This window comes from Pseudonocardia sp. GCM10023141 (genome assembly GCF_042653605.1).
Genome location: NZ_JBHSIR010000030.1, coordinates 135,895 through 158,105, shown reverse-complemented (window position 1 = coordinate 158,105; position 22,211 = coordinate 135,895). Strand labels below are relative to the sequence as shown.

Genomic DNA, 22,211 nt, shown 5'->3' with positions numbered 1-22,211 from the left:
CCCACGACGCCAACCCGACCGCGCCAACCCAGTGGCCACCGCGCCGACGTCAGGACGTTGGCGCCGTGGCCAACTGGTCGGCGCGGTCGTGCGGCGGGGTCGCTATCGAACGCCGGAGGGTGACTCGAAGACGAACGACCGACCACCGATGCGCACGCGCGTGCCCGGCACCAGCCGGCGGCCACGGCCGGGAGCCAGCGGCGTCCAGCCGGTCTCGGACGCCCCGGCCACGAACGTGCCGTTGCGGGAGCCGGAGTCCGACAGCAGCACGTCCCAGCCGCTGACGCGGATCTCGGCGTGCACCCGCGACACCGCGCCGGTGCGGTCCTCGATGACGATGGAGCGCAACGAGCCCGCACGCACCCGCGGGTCGGCCTCGGGCATCCGGCCGACGAGGTACTCGGCGTCGACCGTGTAGGTGGCGCCGTCGTCGAACACGAGCAGCCCCAGCGGCGGCCGGGAACCCATCACGAGCACCCCGGTGCGCTCGTTCATCCGGATCCCGCACAGCACGCAGAAGTGCGAGCGCGGATCGTTGAGGTGGCCGCGGGCGCACAGGTGGCCCTGCGCCTGCGGCTCGTCGGCTATGGTGCCGCCGTCGCCGTTCGTGCCGTCCTGGACGGTGGGGCCCGACGGGCCCGCCTCCAGCGGCGGCCGCGGTGCCTCGGTCGGGGCGACACCCATGATCTGCTCGGCGCGCAGCGGGGGCCGGGGACGGTCCGCGTCGGCCACGACACCGCCCTCCCCCGGGGCCCCACTGGTGACCTCGTCCGGCGGGTACTGGCCCGATCCGGCGGCAACGGCCCCGTCCTCGGACGGCTCGGCCTCGACCTGCCCCGGATACTCCTGGGCCGGATACTCCTGGGCCGAGTACTCCTCGGCGGCGTAACCCTCCTGCTCGGCGGGAACGCCCGCAGGCGCCTCGGCCGGATCGGGGCCGTCGGCCACCGGGCTCGTGGTGGGGTTGGGCTCGGTCCAGACCGCGGCGTCGTCGGGCATCTGCTCGTTGGCTGCGCCCCCGTGGTCTGGGCCGTCGGCGGCGGCCTGCGCCGCGGCCTCGTCGGCACCGAACCACTCACCCGAGGAGAAGTCCTCCCCGCCGATCGCCTCCGGGATCTCGACCTCGGGGATCTCGAGGGGGGTGGCCATGTCGGGCTCCCCGGCGTACTCCGCCACGTACCCGTTGTGCCCGTTGACGTGACGGGGGGCGTTCTCCGCCTCGTACGTGCCGGTGGCGTACTGCTCGGGGGCATGCCCGTTGCCGTCGTGGGCGGCGGCGGGGTAGGGCTGGTCACCGTAGGACTCGGGAGCCTCGGGCTCCTCGACGGCGTGCCCGTTCACCGGGGCGTCGATCCGCGCCGGGGCCGACGTGGGGAGAGCGGGCGGCGTCATCGCCTCGTCGAGCGAGGGCGGCCGGGCCGTGGGCACCCCGACGGGCGGGGTGGCGACCGCGTCGGACACCTCCGGCTCGGGCTCCGCGGCGGGTTCTGCGCTCCACGACGGCGTGGCGGTGGACAGGTGCCGCGAGCGGCGCGAGGGCAGGTTGGGATCGCGACGGTAGACCGGGGCGTCGTCGGGCAGCGCCCGGCGGCCCGCGGCATGCATCGACGGCTCGCCCCGCGCCTCGTTGCGGGACTCGCGCCGCGGCAGGCCCTGGCCCGGTTCTCCCCCGTAGCCGCCGTGCCCGGCAGGCACGCGGTCGGCCACCGGCTGCGGACCGGGGTCCGACGGCGCATCGGCCCGGCCGGCGGCCCAGCCGCCCGCGTCGGACCGCCCGGTACCGGCGTCGGGGCCGGCCGCGGGCAACAGCACGACACCCGCTCCCGGCACCACCCCGGCACGCAGGTCGAACAGGGCGACGTCGGTGGCGCCGGATGCGGCACTGCCGTCCAGCGCGAGCACGAGCGCCGTGTCGGGGCGGGCCAGCAACCGGTCGGTCCACGACGCCGAGTCGGTGCCGGACACGGTGATGCCGGTGCCGGCCACCTCGACGCCCGCGGTGCCCGACAGGAACACCGCGAGGTGCTCCCCGGCGGCCGCGACCGTGCCGAACACGAGCCCGTCACCGGGCGCGTCCGGACCCGCGAGCCACGTGACGAGCCGCCGCGCGAGCGCCCGGCCCGGATCGGGACCCGCCACATCGGCGCACAGCTCCAGCAGCCGCCGCAGCGGCTCCCGGTCCGTGCACCACCCGACGACCAGCACCCCGGGGAAACGCGCGACGATCCCGTCGCCCGTGACCACGGCGGCACGTTGCAGGTCGAATCCCACCTAGACCAGCCTCCCCCCGCGAAACCGCCAGTGCACGAACGGGATCCGCATCGGCCCGTTCGCCACCAGCCACCCGATGATCCACGTGGTGAGGAACTGCAACAGAAACGCCCCCAACGGGACCGGTTCCGGCATCCCCGGCACCGCATCGATGGCCAGTATCAGCCATACCAGCAGGCCCTCGTTGACCAATGTGACCAGCCCGAACAGCGTGGGCCAGTCCTTCTCCCATCGGAACTGCTGCAAAAAGTGGTACACGAACTCCCACCCGATGCCCAGCGCGAGCACGGTGAGAAGTACCAGGTATGCGGTGACGTACACGTGGCCGAGATTTCCTGATACGGGGAGTAACGGGCCGATCACCAGAGTCCATACACCGCCGACAACGACGAGTACGAGGATTCGGGTCTGGATCCGACCGGACAGCGTGGGCAACACGTCAGATCCTCTTCCCGCGGGCCCAGCGCCACCACTGCTGCGTGGAGCGCACCGGGCCGAGCCGGGCGCAGAATCCGAGCGCGGCCAGGTCGTCGGCGATCTCCTGGGCCGCGATCTGCAGCCCGAGGAACGTGTCGACGCCCGGGAAGTACCCGCCGTTCGTCGCGCTGCCCGACGCGTAGCACCGCCCGGGTTCGCTGCGGGTGCCCCGCACCTCGAACGATCGCTCGACGTCGAGCCTGCCGAGCGGGTTGCGACCGGCGCCGCCGTTGTCGAGCAGGTCAGCGAAGACGCGGTGCTCGCGGATGTCGGCTTCGAGACCGGTGCAGTCGATCACCCCGAGCACCGCCACCTGCTGCGCCCCCTGCTGGGTGGTCAGCCCGACCTTCACGACCCCGCCGCCGGCAGGCTCCATGCCGGTGATCTCACCCTGGAACGGGTGGTACCACCCCTCGCGACGGCCGCGCCGCCACTGCTCCTGCCAGCGCCTGCGGTAGGGCGTGTTGGTGCCGCCGAACTGCGCGTACAGATCGGCCCGCTCCTGGCCCTCCAGCGCGCGGACGCGGGCCTTGAGCTGCCCGCCCCACACCGACTTCGGGTAGTTGAACCCCTGGTAGGCCCAGCCGTCGCCGCCACGGCGCCGCATCCAGGCGTGCGGCCCGTGCGACCCGGTGACGAACGTGCGGAACGCGTGCAGGATCTGCGTCTGCAGGCCGTGGGCGTCCCGGTCGTCGATCAGGCGCTGCAGCACGCGCGAGGCCACGACGCCGCCGCCGCGGACCAGCACGGTGCCCGGCTTCGCCTGCAGCCGCTGGTAGATCTGCTCGTGCGGCTCGTAGGCGTTGACGACGCTGCCGTAGTCGCGATGGCGCTCGCGGTAGTCCATGAGGTCGGGCAGGAACTTGAGCCCGGGGTAGCCGACGGCCAGGTGGACGTAGCGGCTGCGGTAGGCGATCCGGCGCGTGCGGCTCGCGCCCTCCGGCGGGGTGAGGATCGTGAAGTAGCCGCCGCCGATGCGCCTGCGCACCATCCGGACCTGGCCGCGCACCACCGTGTCGGCGTAGGAGATGCGGTCGTGCTCGCGCTCCATCGCCTCGAACACCTGCCCGGCCTTCGGCGTGTAGTAGTCGTCGAACACCGGCTCGACGGCCACCTGCAGCAGCGGCTTGAACGACCGCGTCGCGACGGCCTCGCGCAGCGCGTAGCTGGGGAAGCCCCAGATGTTGTCCGGGCACGATGCCGAGTCGCTGCGCAGCCGCTCCCCGCGCGGGATCTGCGACACCCGCGTCAGGTACTCGTAGCTCTCCCACGGGTGCTCGAGCTGCGTCAGCACCCGGATGTCGGACGTGGGCACGCCGCAGATCCGCAGGTAGTCGACCGTGACGAAGGAGCCGATCCCCCCGCCGATCGACACGAACGGCGCGTCGATCACCGGGATCCCGGCCCGCACCAGCGCGTCGTCGGACCACCACTCCGTGTCGATCAGGGCCGGGGTGAGGTCTCCCGCCATGGCGCAACCCCCTGTGGGCGGATCCGGGGCGAACGAGGCGCCCGGCAGCCGGATGGTGTCCTCGCGCATGCCTGCAGCTCCCCCCACCCGCACACCCGCCACAGTCGATCACGCCGAGGTCGGGTGCCACCAGACCTCGGCGTGCCGGCTACCGGCGGGTGAGCTCGAGGAGATGGGCGACCGCACCGTCGCGGGCGATCTCGACCCGCTCGCCGCTGCGCCGGTCCTTGACCTCGACCACGCCGTTCGCCAGCCCCCTGCCGACGACCACGATCGTCGGCACGCCCACCAGCTCGGCATCGGCGAACTTGACACCCGGAGACGACTTGCGGTCGTCCAGGAGCACGCGCAGGCCCGCGGCCTCCAGCTCGGTGGCCAGCAGCTCACCACCCGCGGTGATCTCCTCGTTCTTGCCTGCAACGACGACGTGCACGTCGTAGGGGGTGACCGCGCGCGGCCAGATGAGCCCGGAGTCGTCGTGGCTCTGCTCGGCGATCACCGCGACGAGGCGGGACACCCCGACGCCGTAGGAACCCATCGTGATCCGCACCGGCCTGCTGTCGGGGCCGAGCGCGTCGAGCCCGAAGACGTCGGCGTACTTGCGTCCGAGCTGGAACACGTGCCCGATCTCGATGCCCCTGGCGGCCGAGAGCGGCCCGCTGCCGTCGGGCGCGGGGTCGCCCTCGCGGACCTCGGCTGCTTCGATGGTGCCGTCGGGGGTGAAGTCGCGGCCCGCGACGAGGTCGACGACGTGGTGGTCGGCCTTGTCCGCACCGGTGACCCAGGCCGTGCCCGTGACGACGCGGGGGTCGACGAGGTAGCGCACGCCGTTGGCCGCGAGCGCGGCCGGACCGATGTAGCCCTTGACGAGGAAGGCGTTGCGCGCGAAGTCGGCCTCGTCCAGCAGCGCGACCTCGGCGGGTGCGAGCGCCGCCTCGATGCGGTTCATGTCGACCTCGCGGTCGCCGGGCAGGCCCACGCCCAGCAGCGTCCACTCGGTGGCGCCGGGGACCTTCGTCTTGAGCAGGACGTTCTTGAGCGTGTCGGCCGCGGTGAACTCCCGGCCGAGGCCGGCACCGTTGAGGAACGACACCAGCGAGTCGATCGTCGGCGTGTTGGGCGTGTGGTGCGCCTGCGCCTCGGGCAGCCCGGCGAGCTCGCGGGCCGGCGGCACCGTGGTGGTGACGGCCTCGACGTTGGCGGCGTAGCCACCAGGGCTCTGCACGAACGTGTCCTCGCCGGTGGGCGCGACCGCGAGGAACTCCTCCGAGGCCGACCCGCCCATCGCACCCGACGTGGCGGCGACGATGACGTACTCGAGCCCGAGCCGGTCGAAGATCTTGCCGTAGGCGTCGCGGTGCTTGCGGTAGGACTCCGACAGGCCCTCGTCGCTGAGGTCGAACGAGTACGAGTCCTTCATCAGGAACTCGCGCCCGCGCAGGATGCCCGCGCGGGGCCGCGCCTCGTCGCGGTACTTGTTCTGGATCTGGTAGAGGATGACCGGGTAGTCCTTGTACGACGCGTACTCGCCCTTGACGACCTGCGTGAACAGCTCCTCGTGGGTGGGGCCGAGCAGGTAGTCGTTGCCCTTGCGGTCCTTGAGCCGGAAGATGTTGGGCCCGTACTCCGTCCACCGGCCCGTGGCCTCGTACGGCTCGCGGGGCAGCAGCGCGGGGAACTGGATCTCCTGGGCGCCGATGGCGTCCATCTCCTCGCGCACGATCTCCTCGACGGCGCGCAGCACCTTGAGGCCGAGCGGCAGCCAGGAGTAGATCCCTGGCGCGACGCGACGGACGTAGCCGGCGCGGACGAGCAGCTTGTGGCTCGGTACCTCCGCGTCGGCCGGGTCATCACGCAGGGTCCGCAGGAACAGCGACGACATCCGGGTCAACACCCGCAGAAGGGTACTGAGGCCTTCCGGGCGAGGTTGCGGCGGTTACCGGTGGGGCGGGTGGCGGGAGCCGGGCGGGCGGGCCCAGGTTGCAGGAAAGCCACTTTCCCGCAACGTCGTTGCGGGAAAGTGGCTTTCCTGCCATCACCCCAGCAGGTGCGCGTTCACCTTCCGCACCCCGGCCGCCAGCTCCGCCATCTCCAGCACCTCGACCCCGGCGGCCCGCAGCAGCTCCGCCCCCTCGCAGTCCACGAAGATCGACGGTTCCCGCCACGCGAACACCACCCGGTCGATGCCGGCCGCGAGGATCAGCTGCGTGCAGGTCCGCGGCCGCGACGCCCGCGCGCTGCACGGCTCGAGCGAGCTGTACACGGTGGTGCCGGGCGGGGCCCGCCAGCCGTCGCCCAACGTGGCGAGGGCGGCCTCCTCGGCGTGATCGTGCGGGTCGTCGCGGCGCGACCAGCCGTCGGCGAGCACCGCACCGGCGGCGTCGACGACGAGCGCGCCCACCGAGAACGCCGAGTCCGACGGCGGGCAGTTGCGCGACAGCTCGATCGTCGCGGCGAGCAATGCGTGATCATCCATCGGACTCCCCCAGCAGGTACCGCAGCAGCACCTGGTCACCGAGCACCCGGGCCTCGGCCAGCCGCATCCGGTGCCCGGCGTTGTGCGGGAACGCGCCGGTGCCGCCGAACCGCGGCGCCGCCGCCTCTCCCACGAAGAACGGGGCCACGAGCAGCTGGATCTCGTCGACGAGCCCGGCGGTGAGGAACAGCGCGTGCACGCTCGTACCGCCCTCGATCATCAACCGCGCCACGCCGCGGGCGTGCAGGTCGGCGAGCAGCCACGCGGGGTCGACCCGCTCCCCCGCATCGACGACGGTGGCCAGCGAACCCACCCGTTCCGCGGCGAGCCCCACCGCAGCCGACGGCGCGTACACGAGCCGCAGGCCCGAGCCGGTGGTGAAGAACCGTGCGGTCGGGTCGAGGTCACCGCCGCCGGTCAGTGCCACCTTGATCGGGTGCGGTGGGCGCCCGGCCGCCACGCGGGCCTCCTGTCGCGGCACCGAGCGCAGCAGCAGCCGGGGATCGTCTCGGCGGATCGTGGTGGCGCCCACCAGCACGGCGTCGACGCCGGCCCGCTCCGCATCGACCCGGTCCAGGTCGGCGGCGTCGGAGAGCACCAGCCGCTGCGACGAGGTGTCGTCGATGCAGCCATCCACCGACATCGCGGCGGACAGGAGCACGAACGGCCGGTCGGGCATGACCATGATCCTGCCGCACGCGCGCTGCTACTGCGGGCGGCCCTCGTTGCGCGCCTCCTCCGCCTCCGCCCGCCGCACGTTGGCCGCGGCCCGGCGCAGCTTGGCGATGCTGCCCAGGAACACCGTCGGGTCGACGTCGGCTGGGCTCGGCGCCGAGCGCGGGTCGGCGGTGATCGGCGGCGGCACCGCGATCACGCGGGTGCGCTCGTCCTCGGAGGTGGCCGCGATCCGCAGCGCGACCTTCGTGTCCACCACATCGGTACGGTCAGGGTCGACCAGCGGATCCACCGGACCCGGTCGCATCGGCGCATTCGCCATGATCGTCGGGTTCTCGTCGCGGTTCGGGACCGGCACCGGGGCGACCGGTGGCATCGGCCGCGGCGGCGGGACCGGCCGGACCGGTGCCGGCGGATGCACCGGGTGCCGGATCGGCACCTGCTGGCGCCCCGGGCCCTGCGGCGGCAGCGGCCGCACCATCGGAACCGGACCCGACGGCACCGGCCCCCGCTGGTGGTGCTGCTGGGCGTACGGCGGTACCGGCGCGAACGGCGGGCCCGCCATCGGAACCGGTCCGGGAGCCGGCGTCGCGAGCACCGGCACGCCGCGACGGCGACGCAGCAGGAGCAGCACCACCGCGGCGATGATCCCCCAGCCCAGCACCGCGACGGGGACGTAGCCCAGCAGCGTGGCCTGCGGGGCCGCGGGTGCGGCCACGGTCGCGACGGCCGAGGTCAGCGCACCCGGCCGCGCCGGTGCCTTCGTCGCCAGCGGCGCGCCCGTCGGGGTCCGCACCGGGTCGTCGACGCCCACGAGTACCGGCCCGTCGGCGCCGTCGAGCACCACGAGCGTGCCCACCGTGCCGGCCTTGAGGTTGACGGTGGTGGTGCTCGTCTTGGCACCGGTTGACAGCTTCACCACCACCGCGCCCGGCGCCAGCTCGGAGTAGCCGGTGACGAGCCCGTAGGAGACGCCCTGGGCCAACCGGTCGTCCGTACCGGTCGCCACGCTGAGCCCGGGGGCCTTGGCGGCGCCGTCGACCATGCGGACCATGGCGCGACCCGCCGGGCCCTGCGTGGCGGGATCGGCCACGAACTGCCCCCGCGGCCCGGAACCGGCGGGCCCGGCGAAGAGCATCAGGGTGTAGCTGCCGCCGGGCGCCAGCTTCACGGCCTGCACGACGGCCGTGGGTGCGGCCGCGTCGTTGGACCCGACGCCGAGCGTCGCGACCCCGGCCGGCACCGCGCTGTAGCCGGTGGCCGTGCCGTACCCGCCGACGCCGATCGGCGCGATGGCCGTGCCGTCCAGGCCGGCGAAGCGCACCCGGACGGGCCCGGAGCCGGGGATCAGGTCCAGCACGCGCACCGCTGCAGGCGCTCCGGAAGCGGGCGGCGTGACGGCCGCCGACAGCAGCCCGACGGCCGTGGCGGGCGGGAACGTGACGAGCACCCCGGCCGGTCCCGGCGCCACGCTCTGCGCGGCGAACGGCCCGTACTGGAGCTTGAAGTAGGCAACGGCGCCCTCGGCGCCGGGCCCGGCGAGCAGCACCTGCCGGCGCGGCAGGCCGGCCTCGTCCTCGCCGGGGATCGGCGGCAGGTCCGCAACCTTGAGCGCGCCCAGCGGGAAGTCGCTCAGCGTGGCGAGCACGCGGGCGTCGACGCGGCCGCTGCGCAGCAGATCCGGGATGGCCCCGACCGCGGCGTCGCCGAGCCGGGTGGCCAGCGCCGCGCCGACGGTGGCCCGCTCCGGCTCCACGGAGAGCGGTGCCGGGCCGGCGGCGGCGCTGCGGTTGATCCGGCGGACGTCGACGCGGCGGTCGGCCGCTCCGAACGTGGCCACCGTCACCGACTCCGACACGGCCGACCGGACCTGCGTCAACGCTGCCGGAGCCGCGCGGACGGCCGCCGTGACGACGATGAAGTCGTAGTCCCGGAAGCCGGCGGGGCTCGCGGCGCGGACACCGGGGTCGGTGTCGAGCATCGAGAACCAGGTGACGTCGTCGCGCTTCCAGCCGGCGTCGACGAGGTCGGTCCACAGTGCGTCGTCGACGATCAGCCGGTTGCGGTGCGCGACGTTGTCGATGATCCACTTCCGGGCCTGGCGCATCGGGGCGTCGGCATCGCTCGTGGCGAGCGTGTCGATCGTGTCGTGCCAGCGCGGCAGCGCGATGCCACCGGCCGCGGCCACCACGACGAGCGCGGCGATGGCGACCGCCTTGCGCCACGCCACCGGGGAGCCCAGCCCGCGCACGGCCTCCGTGGCGACCCCGGCGACGAGCAGCGCGGCCAGCGGGATCAGCACGAGCACATACGGGATGGGCACGAAGCCGCCGCGCACCACCATCGCGGCGAGCAGCAGGAAGCCGAAGGCCAGCGGCCGGAGCCCGCGCACCGCGAGCGCCACCAGCGCAGCGACGGCTCCTGCCGCGAGCAGCACGCCGTCTAGCCCGATCCAGCCGAAGAGCGTGTCCTGGTTGCCGGAGCCCGCGGTGAACACGCTGCCCCCGGTGGGGCGGGTGAACAGCTGGTAGACGATGCCGTCGATCAGGCTGGGGTGCCCGGGACCCGGCAGCAGCTCGCCGCGCACGGCCGCGACCACCACGTACACCGCCATGAGGGAGGTGAACAGGGTGCCGGCCGCCACCATGGCGAGGCGGCGGTTGCTGCGGTCACCGCGCTGCCAGCCCAGCCAGGCCAGCGCCGGGAGCAGCAGCAGCGACGTCTCCTTGGCGAGGACGGCGACGGCGAAGCAGACCGCGGCACCCAGGTAGGCCGCGAGGCGGCGCCGCGGCGTGCACAGGCAGACGGCCGCGGCGAGCAGCCACATCACCGACAGGTTGTCGAGGAAGACCACGCGGCCCAACGTGATCGCCAGCGGCGACAGCGCGAACACCGCCACCGCGGCAGCGGCGGTGAACCGCCCGTACCCCAGCCGACGCACGAGCACCCACAGCAGGGCCGCCGACGCCACCGCCGCGAGCACCATGAACTGCCGGCCGGTCGCGATCGCGTCGGTGGAGCCCCAGAGGTTCTCCGACAGCCACAGCCACCCGGCGAGCTGCACCGAGCCCAGCGGCGGGTGGTCGTAGAAGAACGTGTACGGGCTGACGCGCCCGAAGTGCAGGATCGCGTACGCCTGGGCCATGTAGGTGCCCTCGTCGTCGATGCGCTGCGGCGTGCCGACCAGGTTGATCAGGCGCATCACCTCGGTGAGCGCCAGCAGGGGCAGCAGGACCGACGCAGTCGTCAACCAAGAGCGGAGCAGTGCGCTGGAGGAAGGCGAGGTGCGCATCGAGAGACCCTTCCGGGGGAGTTCTGGGCTGCGTCCATGCTGGTCCGGTTCGCGGTACTGAGGTAGTCGGCGGACCGCCAGGTTCCGCTACGGGTGGGTAAGGCTCATGTCACCCGACGGCAACCCCACCCGTCAGCTCCCGGACACCACCTGGGGGCGGGATCGGCGGCCGCCGGACGCCCCGGCCAGCGCGCGGAACGCCGCAAGTGCGAGCACCACCTGGAACGGGATCGCGCCGAGCAGCAGCAGGGCGTAGTGGCGGAACCGGATGTCGACGCCGGCGGCCCGCCCGAACTCCCCGAGCCCGGCCGCCTCGACGGCCGTGCCGACCGCTGCGGGCACGAGCAGCACGAACGTCAACAGCACCGCGACGAGCGGCGCCCCGATCAGGACCAGCGTGAGCAGGCAGGCCGGGATGAGCACCGTGCAGCAGGCCTGCAGGAACGGCAGGGACTGGGTGTAGCGGGCCGCCAGGCGCGTGCGCCGGGTCGGCATCGCCATCCACAGGCCGTTGCGCAGCTGCTCCAGCTTGAACCGGTCGCGCCGGATGCGGTCGGCCATGAGGCCACCGAGCGAGGTGGGAGCCGCCTCCCGGGTGCTGACGGCGGGGTCGTAGGCCACCGCGACGCCGTGGGTCCCCGGCGTCAGGCGCATCCCGATCTCGCCGCCCTCGGCGAGACAACCCGCCTCCCAGCCGCCGAACCCACGCAGCGCGATCGCCCTGACGAAGACCGTGGTGCCCTCCAGCGGCACGAACCGGCGCTGGGCGTACGACTGGAGCCGGGAGCGGAACCAGTAGAACCGCTCGATGCCGTTGCGCAGCGACCACCAGGTCGGCAGCGCGTTCGTCGGCTGCACCCCCGGCCGGACCACGCTCGCCCCGGACTCCGCGAAGCGCTCCTCGACGATCCGCAGCAGCCCGGGACGCACCTCGCCGCCTGCGGCGAACACCCCGATGATCTCGCCACGGCAGTGCGGGAGCGCCGCGGTCAGTGCCGCCGGCCGGTCGCCGACCATCAGCGGCTCGACCACCACCTGGACCAGTCGCGGATACCGGCGGGCGGCCTCCCGCGCGACGGCAGCCGTACCCGGGTCGTCGGGCCCGACGACCACGACGATCTCGAAGGCGTCGTGGTGCTGCCGGGCGAGTGCGTCGATCGTGCCCGCCAGTGCCCGCCCGGCGTGACGGGCCGGCAGGAGGAGGGTGAAGATGCGGGGCCGCGTCGCCGTGCGGCGGGTGAACCCGCCGCCGAGCCGGGCCTCGGCAGCGTGCCAGCCGCGCAGCATCCACCACGTCGTGGTGGCGGCGATCGCAGCCAGCGGCAGGGCGAGCAGCAGCAGGGCGAGCGTCGTGACGAGACCCGGTGCGTCCGACGGCAGCAGCCGGACCGACCGCTCCGCGCCGGCAGCGGCCGGCTGTACTGCCACGGTGTCCGGACCGGCACCGACGGGACTGGGCCCGACGGCCTGCACGCCGTCGGCCTGGGGAAGCAACCCGCCCGACGACCCCTCCGGGGCCGCCAGCACGGACGGCCGGGGCGCCGACTGCTCGGCGGCGTTGGCCACACCCGGCGGCGCGATGCCCAGCAGCGACTCGTAGCCCTTGCCGACCGACGGGATGAGCAACGACACGAGCGGGATCGCCACCAGCGCGGCGATGATCAGGATGCGCTTGATCCGCGCGCGCGGCGTGCCGGCCGGGGTGTTCGCGGTGAAGCTCGCCGCCGACGATGTGGGCGCAGCACCGGACGCGGGTGCCGACCACGCCGACTCCCCCACCGATCGCCAGGTGACCAGCGCCGACGCCGGGAATCGGCCGATGCCCGCCCCTCGGGCACCCTGGGGGGCGCTCTGGGGGGCACTGTGCGGGCGCGTGGCCGCACCGGCGGCGAGGGTCGGCAGCGGGGGCCGGGCCGGCATCGGCGGGCGGGCCGGCATCGGCGGGCGGGCCGGCATCGGCTGCTGCGACGGGCGCGACGCCACCTCGCGGGAGCTCCGCACCACCGGCTGCTGGGACACCGGCTGCTGGGACACCGGCTGCTGGGACACCGGCTGCTGGGACACCGGAGCCGCGCCGATCGCCCGCTGTGCACCCGCCCGTGCCATGGTCATGCCCGCTCCTGCCGTTCCGCACCCGGAGACTCCCGGGATACGCAACCATCGTGGCGGGCGGGCGGGATCGGCAGAATCACCGCGGAGGCAAGCTTCTGCGAGCGCCGGGGACAGGGCCGCCTTACCGTCCGGCAACCCCGTCCCGCGGCGTCAGCTGAAGTCGAGCGCCTCCGCGTTGGCGGCGGACTGCTCATGGGTGGGGCGCTTGGCGCCGCCCACGGTGACCACCGAGTTGCCGAGCGTTGCTATGGCCATGCCGTGCCGTGCGATGGTGAGCGGGGCCAGCTTCGACCACGTTCCGGTGGCGATGTCGTAGGCCTCGACGGTGTCCAGCACCCGGGTCGGCTCCTCACCGCCTGCCGCGACGATGCGGCCGTCGACGTAGGTGGCGGCCACGCCACCGCGCGGGGTGGGCATCGACGCCAGCTTCTGCCACTTGCCGGTGGCGGGGTCGAAGCGTTCGAGCGCCGCGCTGTTCTTGTCCGGGGAGAGATCCCGGCCGCCGACCACGTAGACGTACTTGCCGTCGGAGGTGGCGGCCGTGTGCTCGCGCGGGGTGGGGATCGGCGCCGACTCGGTCCACGCCGTGCCGTCGAACACCTCGGTGGTGGCCACCAGCTTCTTGTTGTTCTGCCCGCCTGCGACCACGATCCGGTCGCCGACCACGGCGGCGCCCATCGCCGCGCGCGGTTGCTTCAACGGGGGCAGCTCCACCCAGGCACCGGCCCGCAGCGCGAACACCTTGTCGGAGTAGGCGCCGGACTGGTTGCCGTCCTTCGGTGTCCAGCCGCCGATCACCACCAGCTCGCCCTTGTAGGCGACCGCGACGGTGTGGTGCAGCGGGATCGGCAGATCCGGCCCCGCCTTCCACTTGTCGATGGCCATGTCGTAGCCGAACACCTGCGGTGTGGCCACGCCCGTGGTGAGCCCGCCCGCCACCCACAGGGTGCCGTCGACCACGGCGGACCCGGTGAACTGGCGGGCCACCGGCGCATCCTGCAGCGGCCGCCATACCGCGGCAGGCACCAGCCGGCGCGGCGGGATCGTGAACGCCTCCCCGACGTCGCTGGAGGCCTGGTGGCTCGGTTTCGCCGCGCCGTCGATCGCATAGATCGTCTTGCCGACGGCGGCGACGGCCGCGCCGTGGCGCGGCGTGGTCATCTTCGGCATCGTGGACCACGAGTTGGAGACGATGTCGTAAGCCTCGACGGCGTCGAAGACGTGGGTGGCGTCCTCGCCGCCGACCACCACGATCCGCCCGTCGGCCACGGCCGCGCCGATGCTGCCGCGCGGCGTGGGCATGTCGGCCATCTTCAGCCACTTGTTCGCAACCGGGTCGTAGCGCTCGACGACCGCGGTGTTCTTGTCGGCCGTGAGGTTCCGACCACCGATCGCGTAGACGAACGTGCCGTCGGTGACCACCGCGAGGTGCTCACGGGGGGTGGGCATGGGTGCGCCGAGCGTCCACTTGGTGCCGTCGAAGACCTCCGTGGTGGTGGCGAGGGTGTCCTTCGCCGACTGCCCGCCCACCACGATGATCTTGTTGCCGACCACGGCCGCACCACCCGCCACGTGCGGGCCCGCCATCGGCGGGAGCTCCGGCCAGCCGCCACCGCGCTGCGCGTAGACCTTGTTGGAGAAGATCGCGGTGAGGTCGCTGCCCACCGGCTGCCAGCCGCTGAGCACCACGATCTCGCCCGCGTAGGTGACGGCCATGGCATGGTGCAGCGCCACCGGCAGGTCGATCGCCGTCTTCCAGGTGTTGATCGCCGAGTCGAAGCCCTCGACCTTCGTGCTGGCGCCGGTGTCGGTGAGACCGCCGATCACCCAGATGGTGCCGTCGGCGACCGTGGAGGCCACCTGCTGGCGCTTCGTCGGCGAGGCGTCGAGCGGACGCCACGCACTCGCCGGGACGTCGGGCTCGGCGACGTCGGCCTGACCGGTGCCGGCGGCCGCCGCGGTGTTGGCGCCGAACCGATCACGCACCAGGTACACCCCGCCCACGACGAGACCGGCGAGCAGGACCACCACGGCCGCGATCGCCACGAGCGTCCAGGGCTTGCGCCGCCGCGGTCCCTGCGGCGGCGGCGGGCCCTGCTGGCCGTTGTTCGGCGGCCAAGGGCGCTGCGGCGGCTGCTGGCCACCGGAGTTGTCGCGGTGGTCCGGCGGTGCGGGCCGCGGTGCGGGCACCGGCGCGATCCGCTGCGTCTCCGGCGAGTGGGTCTGGTACGAGCCGGTCGAGTGTGAACCGGTCTGGTGCGAACCGGTTTGGGGCCGGGACGGTGGCTGCACCACCGTCATCTCCGAGGCCACCCATGGACGGTCGACGATCGGCAGGGGCGCCGAGACACGGTGCGGTGACAGGTCGTCGCGGCTGGCCATCTCGGTGACCTCGCCGTCGGCCAGTGGCCGGGGCGTGGGGCGGGCGGCCGGCAACGCCATCTCGGCGACGGGCAGGCCGGCGGCGCGCTGCACCTCCTGCAGCTCGTGGCCGAACTCCTCGGAGCTCGCCGGTCGCTCCAGCGGGTTCTTCGCCATCGCGCGTTCCAGTACGTCGCACAGCTCGTCGGGTACGCCGTGGCCACGCAGATCGGGCACCGGCTGGCCGGTGATCCGCAGGAACTGGGCGATGATCTCCTCGCCCTCACGGCGCTCGAACGCCGCGCGGCCCGCGATGATCGAGAACAGCGCCGCGGCGAGCCCGTAGATGTCGGATGCCGGCGTGGGCGGGTGCCCGTTGAGCACCTCGGGCGCGGTGTAGGACAGCGAGCCGGTGAACGCACCCGTCGCCGTCTCGAAGCCGCCCTCGATGCGGGCGATGCCGAAGTCGGTGAGCTGGGCCTCGCCGTAGTCCGACAGCAGGATGTTGGCCGGCTTGACGTCGCGGTGCAGCGTGCCCACGCGGTGCGCGCTCTCCAGCGCACCGGCCAGCCGGACCCCGAGGCGGATGGCGTCGGTCCACACGACCGGGCCCTCGCGACGGACGCGCGCAGCAAGCGAGTCGAGCGACTGGAACGGCATGACGATGTAGGGCCGGCCGCTGTCGGTGACCCCGACCTGCAGCACGTCGACGACGTTGGGGTGGCCCGAGAGCCCGCCCATGGCCCGGCCCTCGCGGAAGAACCGCTCGCGGCTGACCGTGTCGAGATCGGTGTGGAGCAGCTTCACCGCGACGGTGCGGTTGAGCGCCTCCTGGTGGCAGCGGAACACCACGCCGAACCCGCCACGCCCGACTTCGGTGGCGTCACTGAATCCGGCGCGATTGAGGTCGAGTACAACAGCGGGGCGGCCGCCTGCGGTGTGCGCCGAGCCGTGGTCGGTGGTCATGGCTGCTCAGCCCTTCGACTCCGCCGCGCGCACCTCGGCCAGGGTGATGGCACCGCGCCGGAGTGCTTCGTTCGCGAGCCTGCTGCGCCGCCGCTCGCCTTCACCGCCGATGCCGAACTTGTCGTAGAGCCGCAGCAGGTGCTGCTTGACCGCTGCTTCGCTGACCCACAGCGCCTGCGCGATCTGCCGGGTGGACGCCGGCTCGGTGAACATGTCGGCGCCGATCATCGGCTTGAACAGCGCGATGAGGACGTCGCGCTCACGCGGCGTGAGCTGCGGGGGCGGTGCCGGCACCTCGGTCAGGCCGGGGTCATCCGCGGTGCGGTCGGCACGCAGCACGATGCGCGTGCGACCGATCCGCAGCTCGTCCCCCGGACCGAGCCGGGCCTCGCCCGCCACCCGGGAACCGTTGACGAACGTGCCGTTGCGCGAGCTGACGTCGCGCACGCTCCAGATCCCGGCGAACCGCTCCAGGATGGCGTGCACCCGGGAGACCTGGCTGTCGTCGGACAGCACGATGTCGTTGCCGGCGGAACGGCCGACGGTGATGCGGTCAGCATCCAGCTGCACCAGATCAGCCCCGGCGGGCCGCCAGACCTCGAGGAATGCGTTCATCCCACCACCTTCGGGGCGAACGGTAGCCGAACTGGTGCCGACTCCAAAGTAATCCCCCCGCCGATCCTACGAAGTTGTCTGAACACTTCACAGAGGCCGTCACCAACTCGTGAGATACACGGAGGAGCGGGCCGCGAAGTTCAGTCCTGCCTCACGGATCGTGACGAGGGTCGCCCTCGTTACCTCGTGAGCAACTCACCGAGCAGCGCGCCGACCGTCTCGGCCTCGATCAGGAAGCCGTCGTGACCGTAGGGGGAATCGATCATCCGGGCCGCATCGGCCCCCGGAATCCCGGCCGCGAGCTCGTGCTGCTGCTCCGGCGGGTAGAGCCGATCCGACGTCACACCGGCCACCAACGTGGTGGCGGTGACCCTGGCCAGCCCGGCGGCGACCCCGCCCCGGCCCCTGCCGACGTCGTGGGCGTTCATCATCTCGGTGAGCCGCACGTAGGAGGCCGCGTCGAAGCGTCGCACCAGCTTCTCGGCGTGGTGGTCGAGGTAGGACTCGACGGCGTAGCGGCCCCCGGCGAACGGGTCCTCACCGTCCTGCGCCTCGCGACCGAAGCGCTCGGACAGCTCGAACGCGCTGCGGTAGCTCAGGTGGGCCATGCGCCGGGCGATCCCCAGTCCGTTGTGCGGGCCCTGCCCGGGCGGCGCGGCGTGGTAGTCGCCGCCGCACCACCCCTGGTCGGCGCGGATCGCGGCGATCTGCGGGGACGCCCAGCCGATCTGGTCGGCCGACGCCGCGGCCGTGGTGGCGAGCAGGAACAACCGTTGCACCCGATCGGGTTCGGTGGCGGCCCACTCCAGCGCCCGCATCCCGCCCATCGACCCGCCGACGACGCAGGCCCAGCGGTCGATGCCGAGCGCGTCGGCCAGCGCCGTCTCCGCCGCGACCGAGTCGCGCACCGTCACCAGCGGGAAGCGGCTACCCCACGGAGCACCGTCCGGGTGCGACGACGACGGCCCGGTGCTGCCCTGGCAGCCGCCGACCACGTTGGGCGCCACGACGAACCAGCGCGCCGGGTCGAGCACGCGGCCCGGCCCCACGACCGGATCCCACCAGCCCGCGGTGGGGTGCCCCGGCCCGGCCGGCCCGGAGACGTGGCTGTCACCGGTGAGCGCATGCAGCACCAGCACGGCGTTGGAGCCGTCGGGCGCGAGCGTGCCCCACGTCTCGTAGGCGATGCGAACCCCGGGCAGCGTGCCGCCCGCCTCCAGCTGAAGTGACCCGGGCAGCGTCACCCACTGGCGACGTCCGGCATCGCCTCCCTCCCGCCAGGCACCGCTGGCGGGAGGGAGATCGAGGCGTGGTCGTGCGATGGTCACGCGCCCTTGGCCGCCCGGAACCCGGCGTCGAGGTCGGCCTTGAGGTCCTCGATGCCTTCGAGCCCGACCGAGAGCCGGACCAGGCCCGGCGTCACGCCGGTGGCGATCTGCTCCGCGCCGGTGAGCTGGCTGTGGGTGGTGCTGGCCGGGTGGATCACCAGGCTGCGCACGTCGCCGATGTTGGCGAGGTGGCTGAACAGCTCCAGCGCGTCGACGAACTTCTTGCCGGCCTCGACGCCGCCCGCGATCTCGAACGACACGATGGCACCGGCACCGCGGGGCAGGTACTTCTGCGCCGCGCCGTACCACTCGCTCGACTCGAGGCCCGCGTAGTAGACCTTCTCGACCTCGTCGCGCCCCTCGAGCCACTCGGCCAGCGCCTGCGCGTTCTGGACGTGGCGCTCGATGCGCAGCGACAGTGTCTCGATGCCCTGGATCAGCAGGAACGCGCTGTTGGGCGAGATGGCCGGGCCGAGGTCGCGCAGCAGCTGGACGCGCAGCTTGATCAGGTACGACACCGGGCCGAGCGCGTCCCAGTAGACGAGGCCGTGGTAGCTCGGGTCCGGGGTGGTGAGGCCGGGGAACCGCGCGGCGTTGTCACCCCACGAGAAGTTGCCGGAGTCGACGACGACGCCGCCGATGGTGGTGCCGTGGCCGCCGAGGAACTTGGTGGCGGAGTGGATCACGATGTCGGCGCCGTGCTCGATCGGGCGCAGCAGGAACGGCGTGGGCACCGTGTTGTCCACGAGCAGCGGGACACCCGCCTCGTGGGCAGCGTCGGCGACGGCGCGCACGTCGAGCACGTTGCCGCGCGGGTTGCCCAGCGTCTCGGCGTAGAAGAGCTTCGTGTTGGGCCGGACAGCGGCCTTCCAGGCCTCGATGTCATCGGGGTCGTCGACGAACGTGACCTCGATGCCGAGCTTGGGCAGCGTGTAGTGGAACAGGTTGTACGTACCGCCGTAGAGCGAGGCGCTGGAGACGAAGTGGTCGCCCGCCTCGGCGATGTTGAGGATCGCGAGCGTCTGCGCGGCCTGGCCGGATGCGAACGCCACGGCGCCGATCCCGCCCTCGAGCGCGGCGACGCGCTGCTCCAGCACGTCCTGCGTCGGGTTCATGATCCGCGTGTAGATGTTGCCGAGCTCGGCGAGCCCGAACAGCGCAGCGGCGTGGTCGCTGTCGCGGAAGACGTACGAGGTGGTCTGGTAGATCGGGGTGGCCCGGGCGCCCGTGGTGGGGTCGGGGGCGGCACCGGAGTGCACCTGCTTGGTCTCGAAGGACCAGTTGGCGGTGGGGTCTGGGGCGTCGTCGGTCGAATTCGCCGTATCTGACACAGTCGTCTCCCTGAGAGGGTTCAAGCGGGAAGGTTTGCTCGGCAGGGTTCAGCGGCCGCGACGACAGGCCGCGCTGGTGACGCGCATGAAGTCCACATGCCGTCGCGCCACGAGGCTGATCACGAGGCGAACCGTAGTCGGCCCCATGCGCAGGCACAACAGCACCATCGATACCCCGCCGTTACCCCGGCGATACGCTCTGCGGCGTGCTCGTGCTGCTCCCGCCGTCGGAAACCAAGATCGACGGCGGCGACGGCCCGCCGCTGCGCCTCGACGTCCTCCCGTACCCCGAGCTGGACACCGTCCGCAAGGAACTCGTCACCGACCTGGTCGAACTGTCAGGGGACCTCGTGGCGAGCCGCAAGGCGCTCGGGATCTCCCCGTCCCTGGACAGCGAGATCGCCCGCAACGCCGCCATCTGGACGTCGCCGACGATGCCCGCGCTGCTGCGCTACACCGGCGTGCTCTACGACGCGCTCGACGTGCGGTCACTGCGCGGCACCGCCGCGGCGCGCGCGCAGGAACGGCTCGCGGTCGGTTCGGCGCTGTTCGGGCTGCTGCGCGCGTGCGACCCGGTGCCGGCCTACCGCCTGTCGGCGGGCTCGGCGCTGCCCGGACGCGCGACGATCGCAGCGCGCTGGAAGCCGGTGCTGGAACCGGTGCTCGCCACGATCGCGACCGGCGAGCTCGTCGTCGACCTGCGGTCGGGCTCCTACGCGGCGCTGGCGAAGATCCCCGGCGCCGTCACCGTCACGGTGCTGGCCGAGCACCCCGACGGCCACCGCACCGTGGTGAGCCACTTCAACAAGGCGCACAAGGGGCGGCTGGCCCGGCTGCTCGCCGGCTCGCGGGCGGAGCCGTCGGATGCGGCGGGTGTCGCCACGCTGGCGCGGCGAGCCGGGATGCGGGTGGAGCGGGCCGGGAAGGCCCTCTCCGTCATCGTGTCGTCGGATGCGGCGATGCACTAGGTCGGTAGCGCTCCCGGGGTTGCGGGCGACCCTGCCACGTTGCAGGAGAGCCCGTCATGGCGACACGACGGTCCTCGCGCAGGCGCTGCGGTGCGGCTCACGCGGATCAGGCCCGGCGATCAACGCCTACCGGTTCGGTGTTGACCATGAGCCAGTGGGCGTTGATCTTCGTGCCCGGCCGAGCGTAGCGATGGCAGGAAAGCCACTTTCCCGCAACGTGGTTGCAGCAAAGTGGCTTTCCTGCAACCCGGGAGATGGGGCGAGCCCGATCACCCCACCTCCGGCGCCGGATCCGCGAAGGCCGACCTGGGCACCGCGAACAGGGCCAGCCCCGCCACCAGCCCCGTCACCCCGCAGATCGTCCACACGATCATGTAGCCGGTGAGGCTCGCCGACGTCCCCAGCGCCGCGGTGGCACCCGAGAGCAGCACCACCCCGAACACCGCGGACGCGAACGAGCCGCCGATCGTCTTGGTGGTGTTGGTGAGCCCCGCCGCGATCCCCGTCTGGCCGCGTGGTGCCGCGGCAGCCGCCGCCGCGGGGAGCGCGGCCACCAGCGCCCCGGTGCCCACCGCCGCGATCGACATGTTGACGAACACCTGCCACGTCACCAGGTGGAACGGCAGGAACAGCGCGTACCCGACGCCCACCAGGAACGTCGCGATGATCAGCGTCACCCGCGGCGTCAACCGCCTGGACACGATCGGGAACAGCAGCGCCCCCGGGATCATCATGATCACGTAGAGACCGATCAGGATCCCGCGCGTACCCGCGTCGAGGCCCAGCCCGTAGCCCAGCGCAGGATCGGTGCCCGCGTACGTCGACAGCGGCGCCTGCGCGCCGAGCACGCTGATGCCGATCAGCCCGGCGGTGAGCTGCACCGGCCACATCGACGGGCTGCGCAGCACCCGCATGTCGATCGCGGGGTCGGGGCGGCGCAGCTCGAAGCGGCCGAACGGCACGAGTGCGGCCGCGCCAGCCGCGATCAGCACCCACACGAACCACGCGGACGGGCCGTTGATCCGCAGGAACATCAGCCCGGACGTGATCAGTAGCAGCGCCGCGGCCAGCATCGCGAACCCGGGCACGTCGAGCGAACGTCCTGGCACCGGCTCGGACTCGGGCACCCCGAACAGGATCGCGAAGAACACCAGCGATACGACGATCGCGGGCACTGCGAGCGTCAGCGACACGTCCGCCCCGAGCGCGCCGAACACCTGCGGGCCACCCAGTGCCCCGATGATCGCCCCGAGCTCGAGCGCGACGACGAGCAGCGCCGCGGCCCGGCGGGTCTGCGACGCCGCGGTGCCCGTCCGGCGACCCCTGTCGAAGATCAGCGCGACCTCCAGCGGCAGCCACACGACGTAGAAGCCCTGCAGGGCCCACGCGATCAGGAACGTGGTGAACGTGTCGGCGAAGGCCAGCCACCAGCTCGCCGCGGCGGTGAGCGCGGTGGAGACCAGCAGGATCCGCTTGTGGCCGTACATGTCGCCGAGCTTCGCGAGCACCGGCACCACCAGCGCCGAGACCAGCAGCTGCGCGGCCTCGAACCAGTTGAAGTCGGCGTCGTGGATGCCGAGGTGGGTGACGAGATCGCTGATCAGCGGCACGTAGAACCCCTGCAGGATCCCGCTCGTGATCTCCACGAGGAACAGGAACCCGACGAGCGAGAACGTGATGGCACCCGCAGACGTCCGCCGGTCGGAGAGCACCCGCGGAGGGTAGTGGCGGAAAACCCGTTGCGGACAGCGGCGGCGCTGCGCCAGGCTCACCGCCGACGAACCGCGCTGCGGTGGAACTAGGGAGGTGCCTCGTGGCTACGACTGCCCGGGATGTGGCACGTCCCCGTCCGTTCCTTCCTGCCCCGC

The 22,211-nt window shown here is 72.9% G+C and carries 14 protein-coding genes; 1 reads left to right on the top strand and 13 read right to left on the bottom strand.

Annotated elements, in window-relative coordinates; translation table 11 throughout:
- Nucleotides 1-102: 102 nt before the first annotated feature.
- The 12 genes from ACFPFQ_RS18570 to ACFPFQ_RS18515 all read right to left on the bottom strand — a co-directional run bounded on the left by ACFPFQ_RS18570 (nucleotide 103) and on the right by ACFPFQ_RS18515 (nucleotide 19,375).
- The gene (locus tag ACFPFQ_RS18570; protein ID WP_379620397.1) at nucleotides 103-2,271 is read right to left on the bottom strand and encodes an FHA domain-containing protein; all 2,169 of its coding nucleotides are present in this window, start codon (nucleotides 2,269-2,271) and stop codon (nucleotides 103-105) included.
- Complete coding sequence (locus ACFPFQ_RS18565; RefSeq protein ID WP_379620395.1) at nucleotides 2,272-2,592, bottom strand: hypothetical protein; 321 nt, start codon at nucleotides 2,590-2,592, stop codon at nucleotides 2,272-2,274.
- Nucleotides 2,593-2,710: 118 nt separating this feature from the next.
- Nucleotides 2,711-4,288, bottom strand: coding sequence for a hypothetical protein (locus ACFPFQ_RS18560; RefSeq protein WP_379620393.1), 1,578 nt, complete (start codon nucleotides 4,286-4,288; stop codon nucleotides 2,711-2,713).
- Between the two features lie 79 nt (nucleotides 4,289-4,367).
- Nucleotides 4,368-6,113 carry a proline--tRNA ligase gene (locus ACFPFQ_RS18555; RefSeq protein WP_379620391.1) on the bottom strand — a complete coding sequence of 582 codons (1,746 nt, stop codon included), beginning with the start codon at nucleotides 6,111-6,113 and terminating at the stop codon, nucleotides 4,368-4,370.
- Between the two features lie 141 nt (nucleotides 6,114-6,254).
- Complete coding sequence (locus tag ACFPFQ_RS18550) at nucleotides 6,255-6,695, bottom strand: dCMP deaminase (RefSeq protein WP_379620389.1); 441 nt, start codon at nucleotides 6,693-6,695, stop codon at nucleotides 6,255-6,257.
- Nucleotides 6,688-7,374 carry a RibD family protein gene (locus ACFPFQ_RS18545; RefSeq protein WP_379620387.1) on the bottom strand — a complete coding sequence of 229 codons (687 nt, stop codon included), beginning with the start codon at nucleotides 7,372-7,374 and terminating at the stop codon, nucleotides 6,688-6,690. Before ACFPFQ_RS18545 ends, ACFPFQ_RS18550 begins: the two co-directional genes overlap by 8 nt.
- 27 nt (nucleotides 7,375-7,401) lie before the next feature.
- Complete coding sequence (locus tag ACFPFQ_RS18540; protein ID WP_379620385.1) at nucleotides 7,402-10,620, bottom strand: DUF4397 domain-containing protein; 3,219 nt, start codon at nucleotides 10,618-10,620, stop codon at nucleotides 7,402-7,404.
- 174 nt (nucleotides 10,621-10,794) lie between these two features.
- Nucleotides 10,795-12,774 (bottom strand): glycosyltransferase, encoded by a 1,980-nt coding sequence (locus ACFPFQ_RS18535; protein WP_379620383.1) that lies wholly within the window; start codon nucleotides 12,772-12,774, stop codon nucleotides 10,795-10,797.
- A gap of 150 nt (nucleotides 12,775-12,924) precedes the next feature.
- Complete coding sequence (locus ACFPFQ_RS18530; protein WP_379620381.1) at nucleotides 12,925-16,101, bottom strand: DUF1668 domain-containing protein; 3,177 nt, start codon at nucleotides 16,099-16,101, stop codon at nucleotides 12,925-12,927.
- 6 nt (nucleotides 16,102-16,107) lie between these two features.
- Nucleotides 16,108-16,716, bottom strand: a complete 609-nt coding sequence (locus ACFPFQ_RS18525; protein ID WP_379620379.1) for an FHA domain-containing protein — start codon at nucleotides 16,714-16,716, stop codon at nucleotides 16,108-16,110.
- Nucleotides 16,717-16,895: 179 nt separating this feature from the next.
- Entirely contained in the window at nucleotides 16,896-18,038 is a 1,143-nt protein-coding gene (gene metX / locus ACFPFQ_RS18520) for a homoserine O-acetyltransferase MetX (RefSeq protein ID WP_379620751.1), read from the bottom strand.
- A 2-nt stretch (nucleotides 18,039-18,040) separates the two neighbouring features.
- A complete protein-coding gene (locus ACFPFQ_RS18515; protein ID WP_379620377.1) occupies nucleotides 18,041-19,375 on the bottom strand; it encodes a bifunctional o-acetylhomoserine/o-acetylserine sulfhydrylase in 1,335 nt (444 codons plus the stop codon).
- A 206-nt stretch (nucleotides 19,376-19,581) separates the two neighbouring features.
- On the opposite strand from ACFPFQ_RS18515, the gene yaaA reads away from it, so the two are divergent.
- Nucleotides 19,582-20,343 (top strand): peroxide stress protein YaaA, encoded by a 762-nt coding sequence (yaaA, locus tag ACFPFQ_RS18510; protein WP_379620375.1) that lies wholly within the window; start codon nucleotides 19,582-19,584, stop codon nucleotides 20,341-20,343.
- A gap of 269 nt (nucleotides 20,344-20,612) precedes the next feature.
- On the opposite strand, the gene ACFPFQ_RS18505 is transcribed toward yaaA, so the two are convergent.
- Nucleotides 20,613-22,055: an MFS transporter gene (locus tag ACFPFQ_RS18505; RefSeq protein WP_379620373.1), complete on the bottom strand. Its 1,443-nt coding sequence runs from the start codon at nucleotides 22,053-22,055 to the stop codon at nucleotides 20,613-20,615.
- Nucleotides 22,056-22,211 lie beyond the last annotated feature (156 nt).

Excerpts from the sequence above, each read along its gene's own strand:
- ACFPFQ_RS18545 (WP_379620387.1), bottom strand. The coding sequence starts at position 7,374 with ATGCCCGACCGGCCGTTCGTGCTCCTGTCCGCCGCGATGTCGGTGGAT.
- ACFPFQ_RS18525 (WP_379620379.1), bottom strand. The coding sequence starts at position 16,716 with ATGAACGCATTCCTCGAGGTCTGGCGGCCCGCCGGGGCTGATCTGGTG.
- ACFPFQ_RS18530 (WP_379620381.1), bottom strand. The coding sequence starts at position 16,101 with ATGACCACCGACCACGGCTCGGCGCACACCGCAGGCGGCCGCCCCGCT.
- ACFPFQ_RS18535 (WP_379620383.1), bottom strand. The coding sequence starts at position 12,774 with ATGACCATGGCACGGGCGGGTGCACAGCGGGCGATCGGCGCGGCTCCG.
- ACFPFQ_RS18550 (WP_379620389.1), bottom strand. The coding sequence starts at position 6,695 with ATGGATGATCACGCATTGCTCGCCGCGACGATCGAGCTGTCGCGCAAC.
- ACFPFQ_RS18560 (WP_379620393.1), bottom strand. The coding sequence starts at position 4,288 with ATGCGCGAGGACACCATCCGGCTGCCGGGCGCCTCGTTCGCCCCGGAT.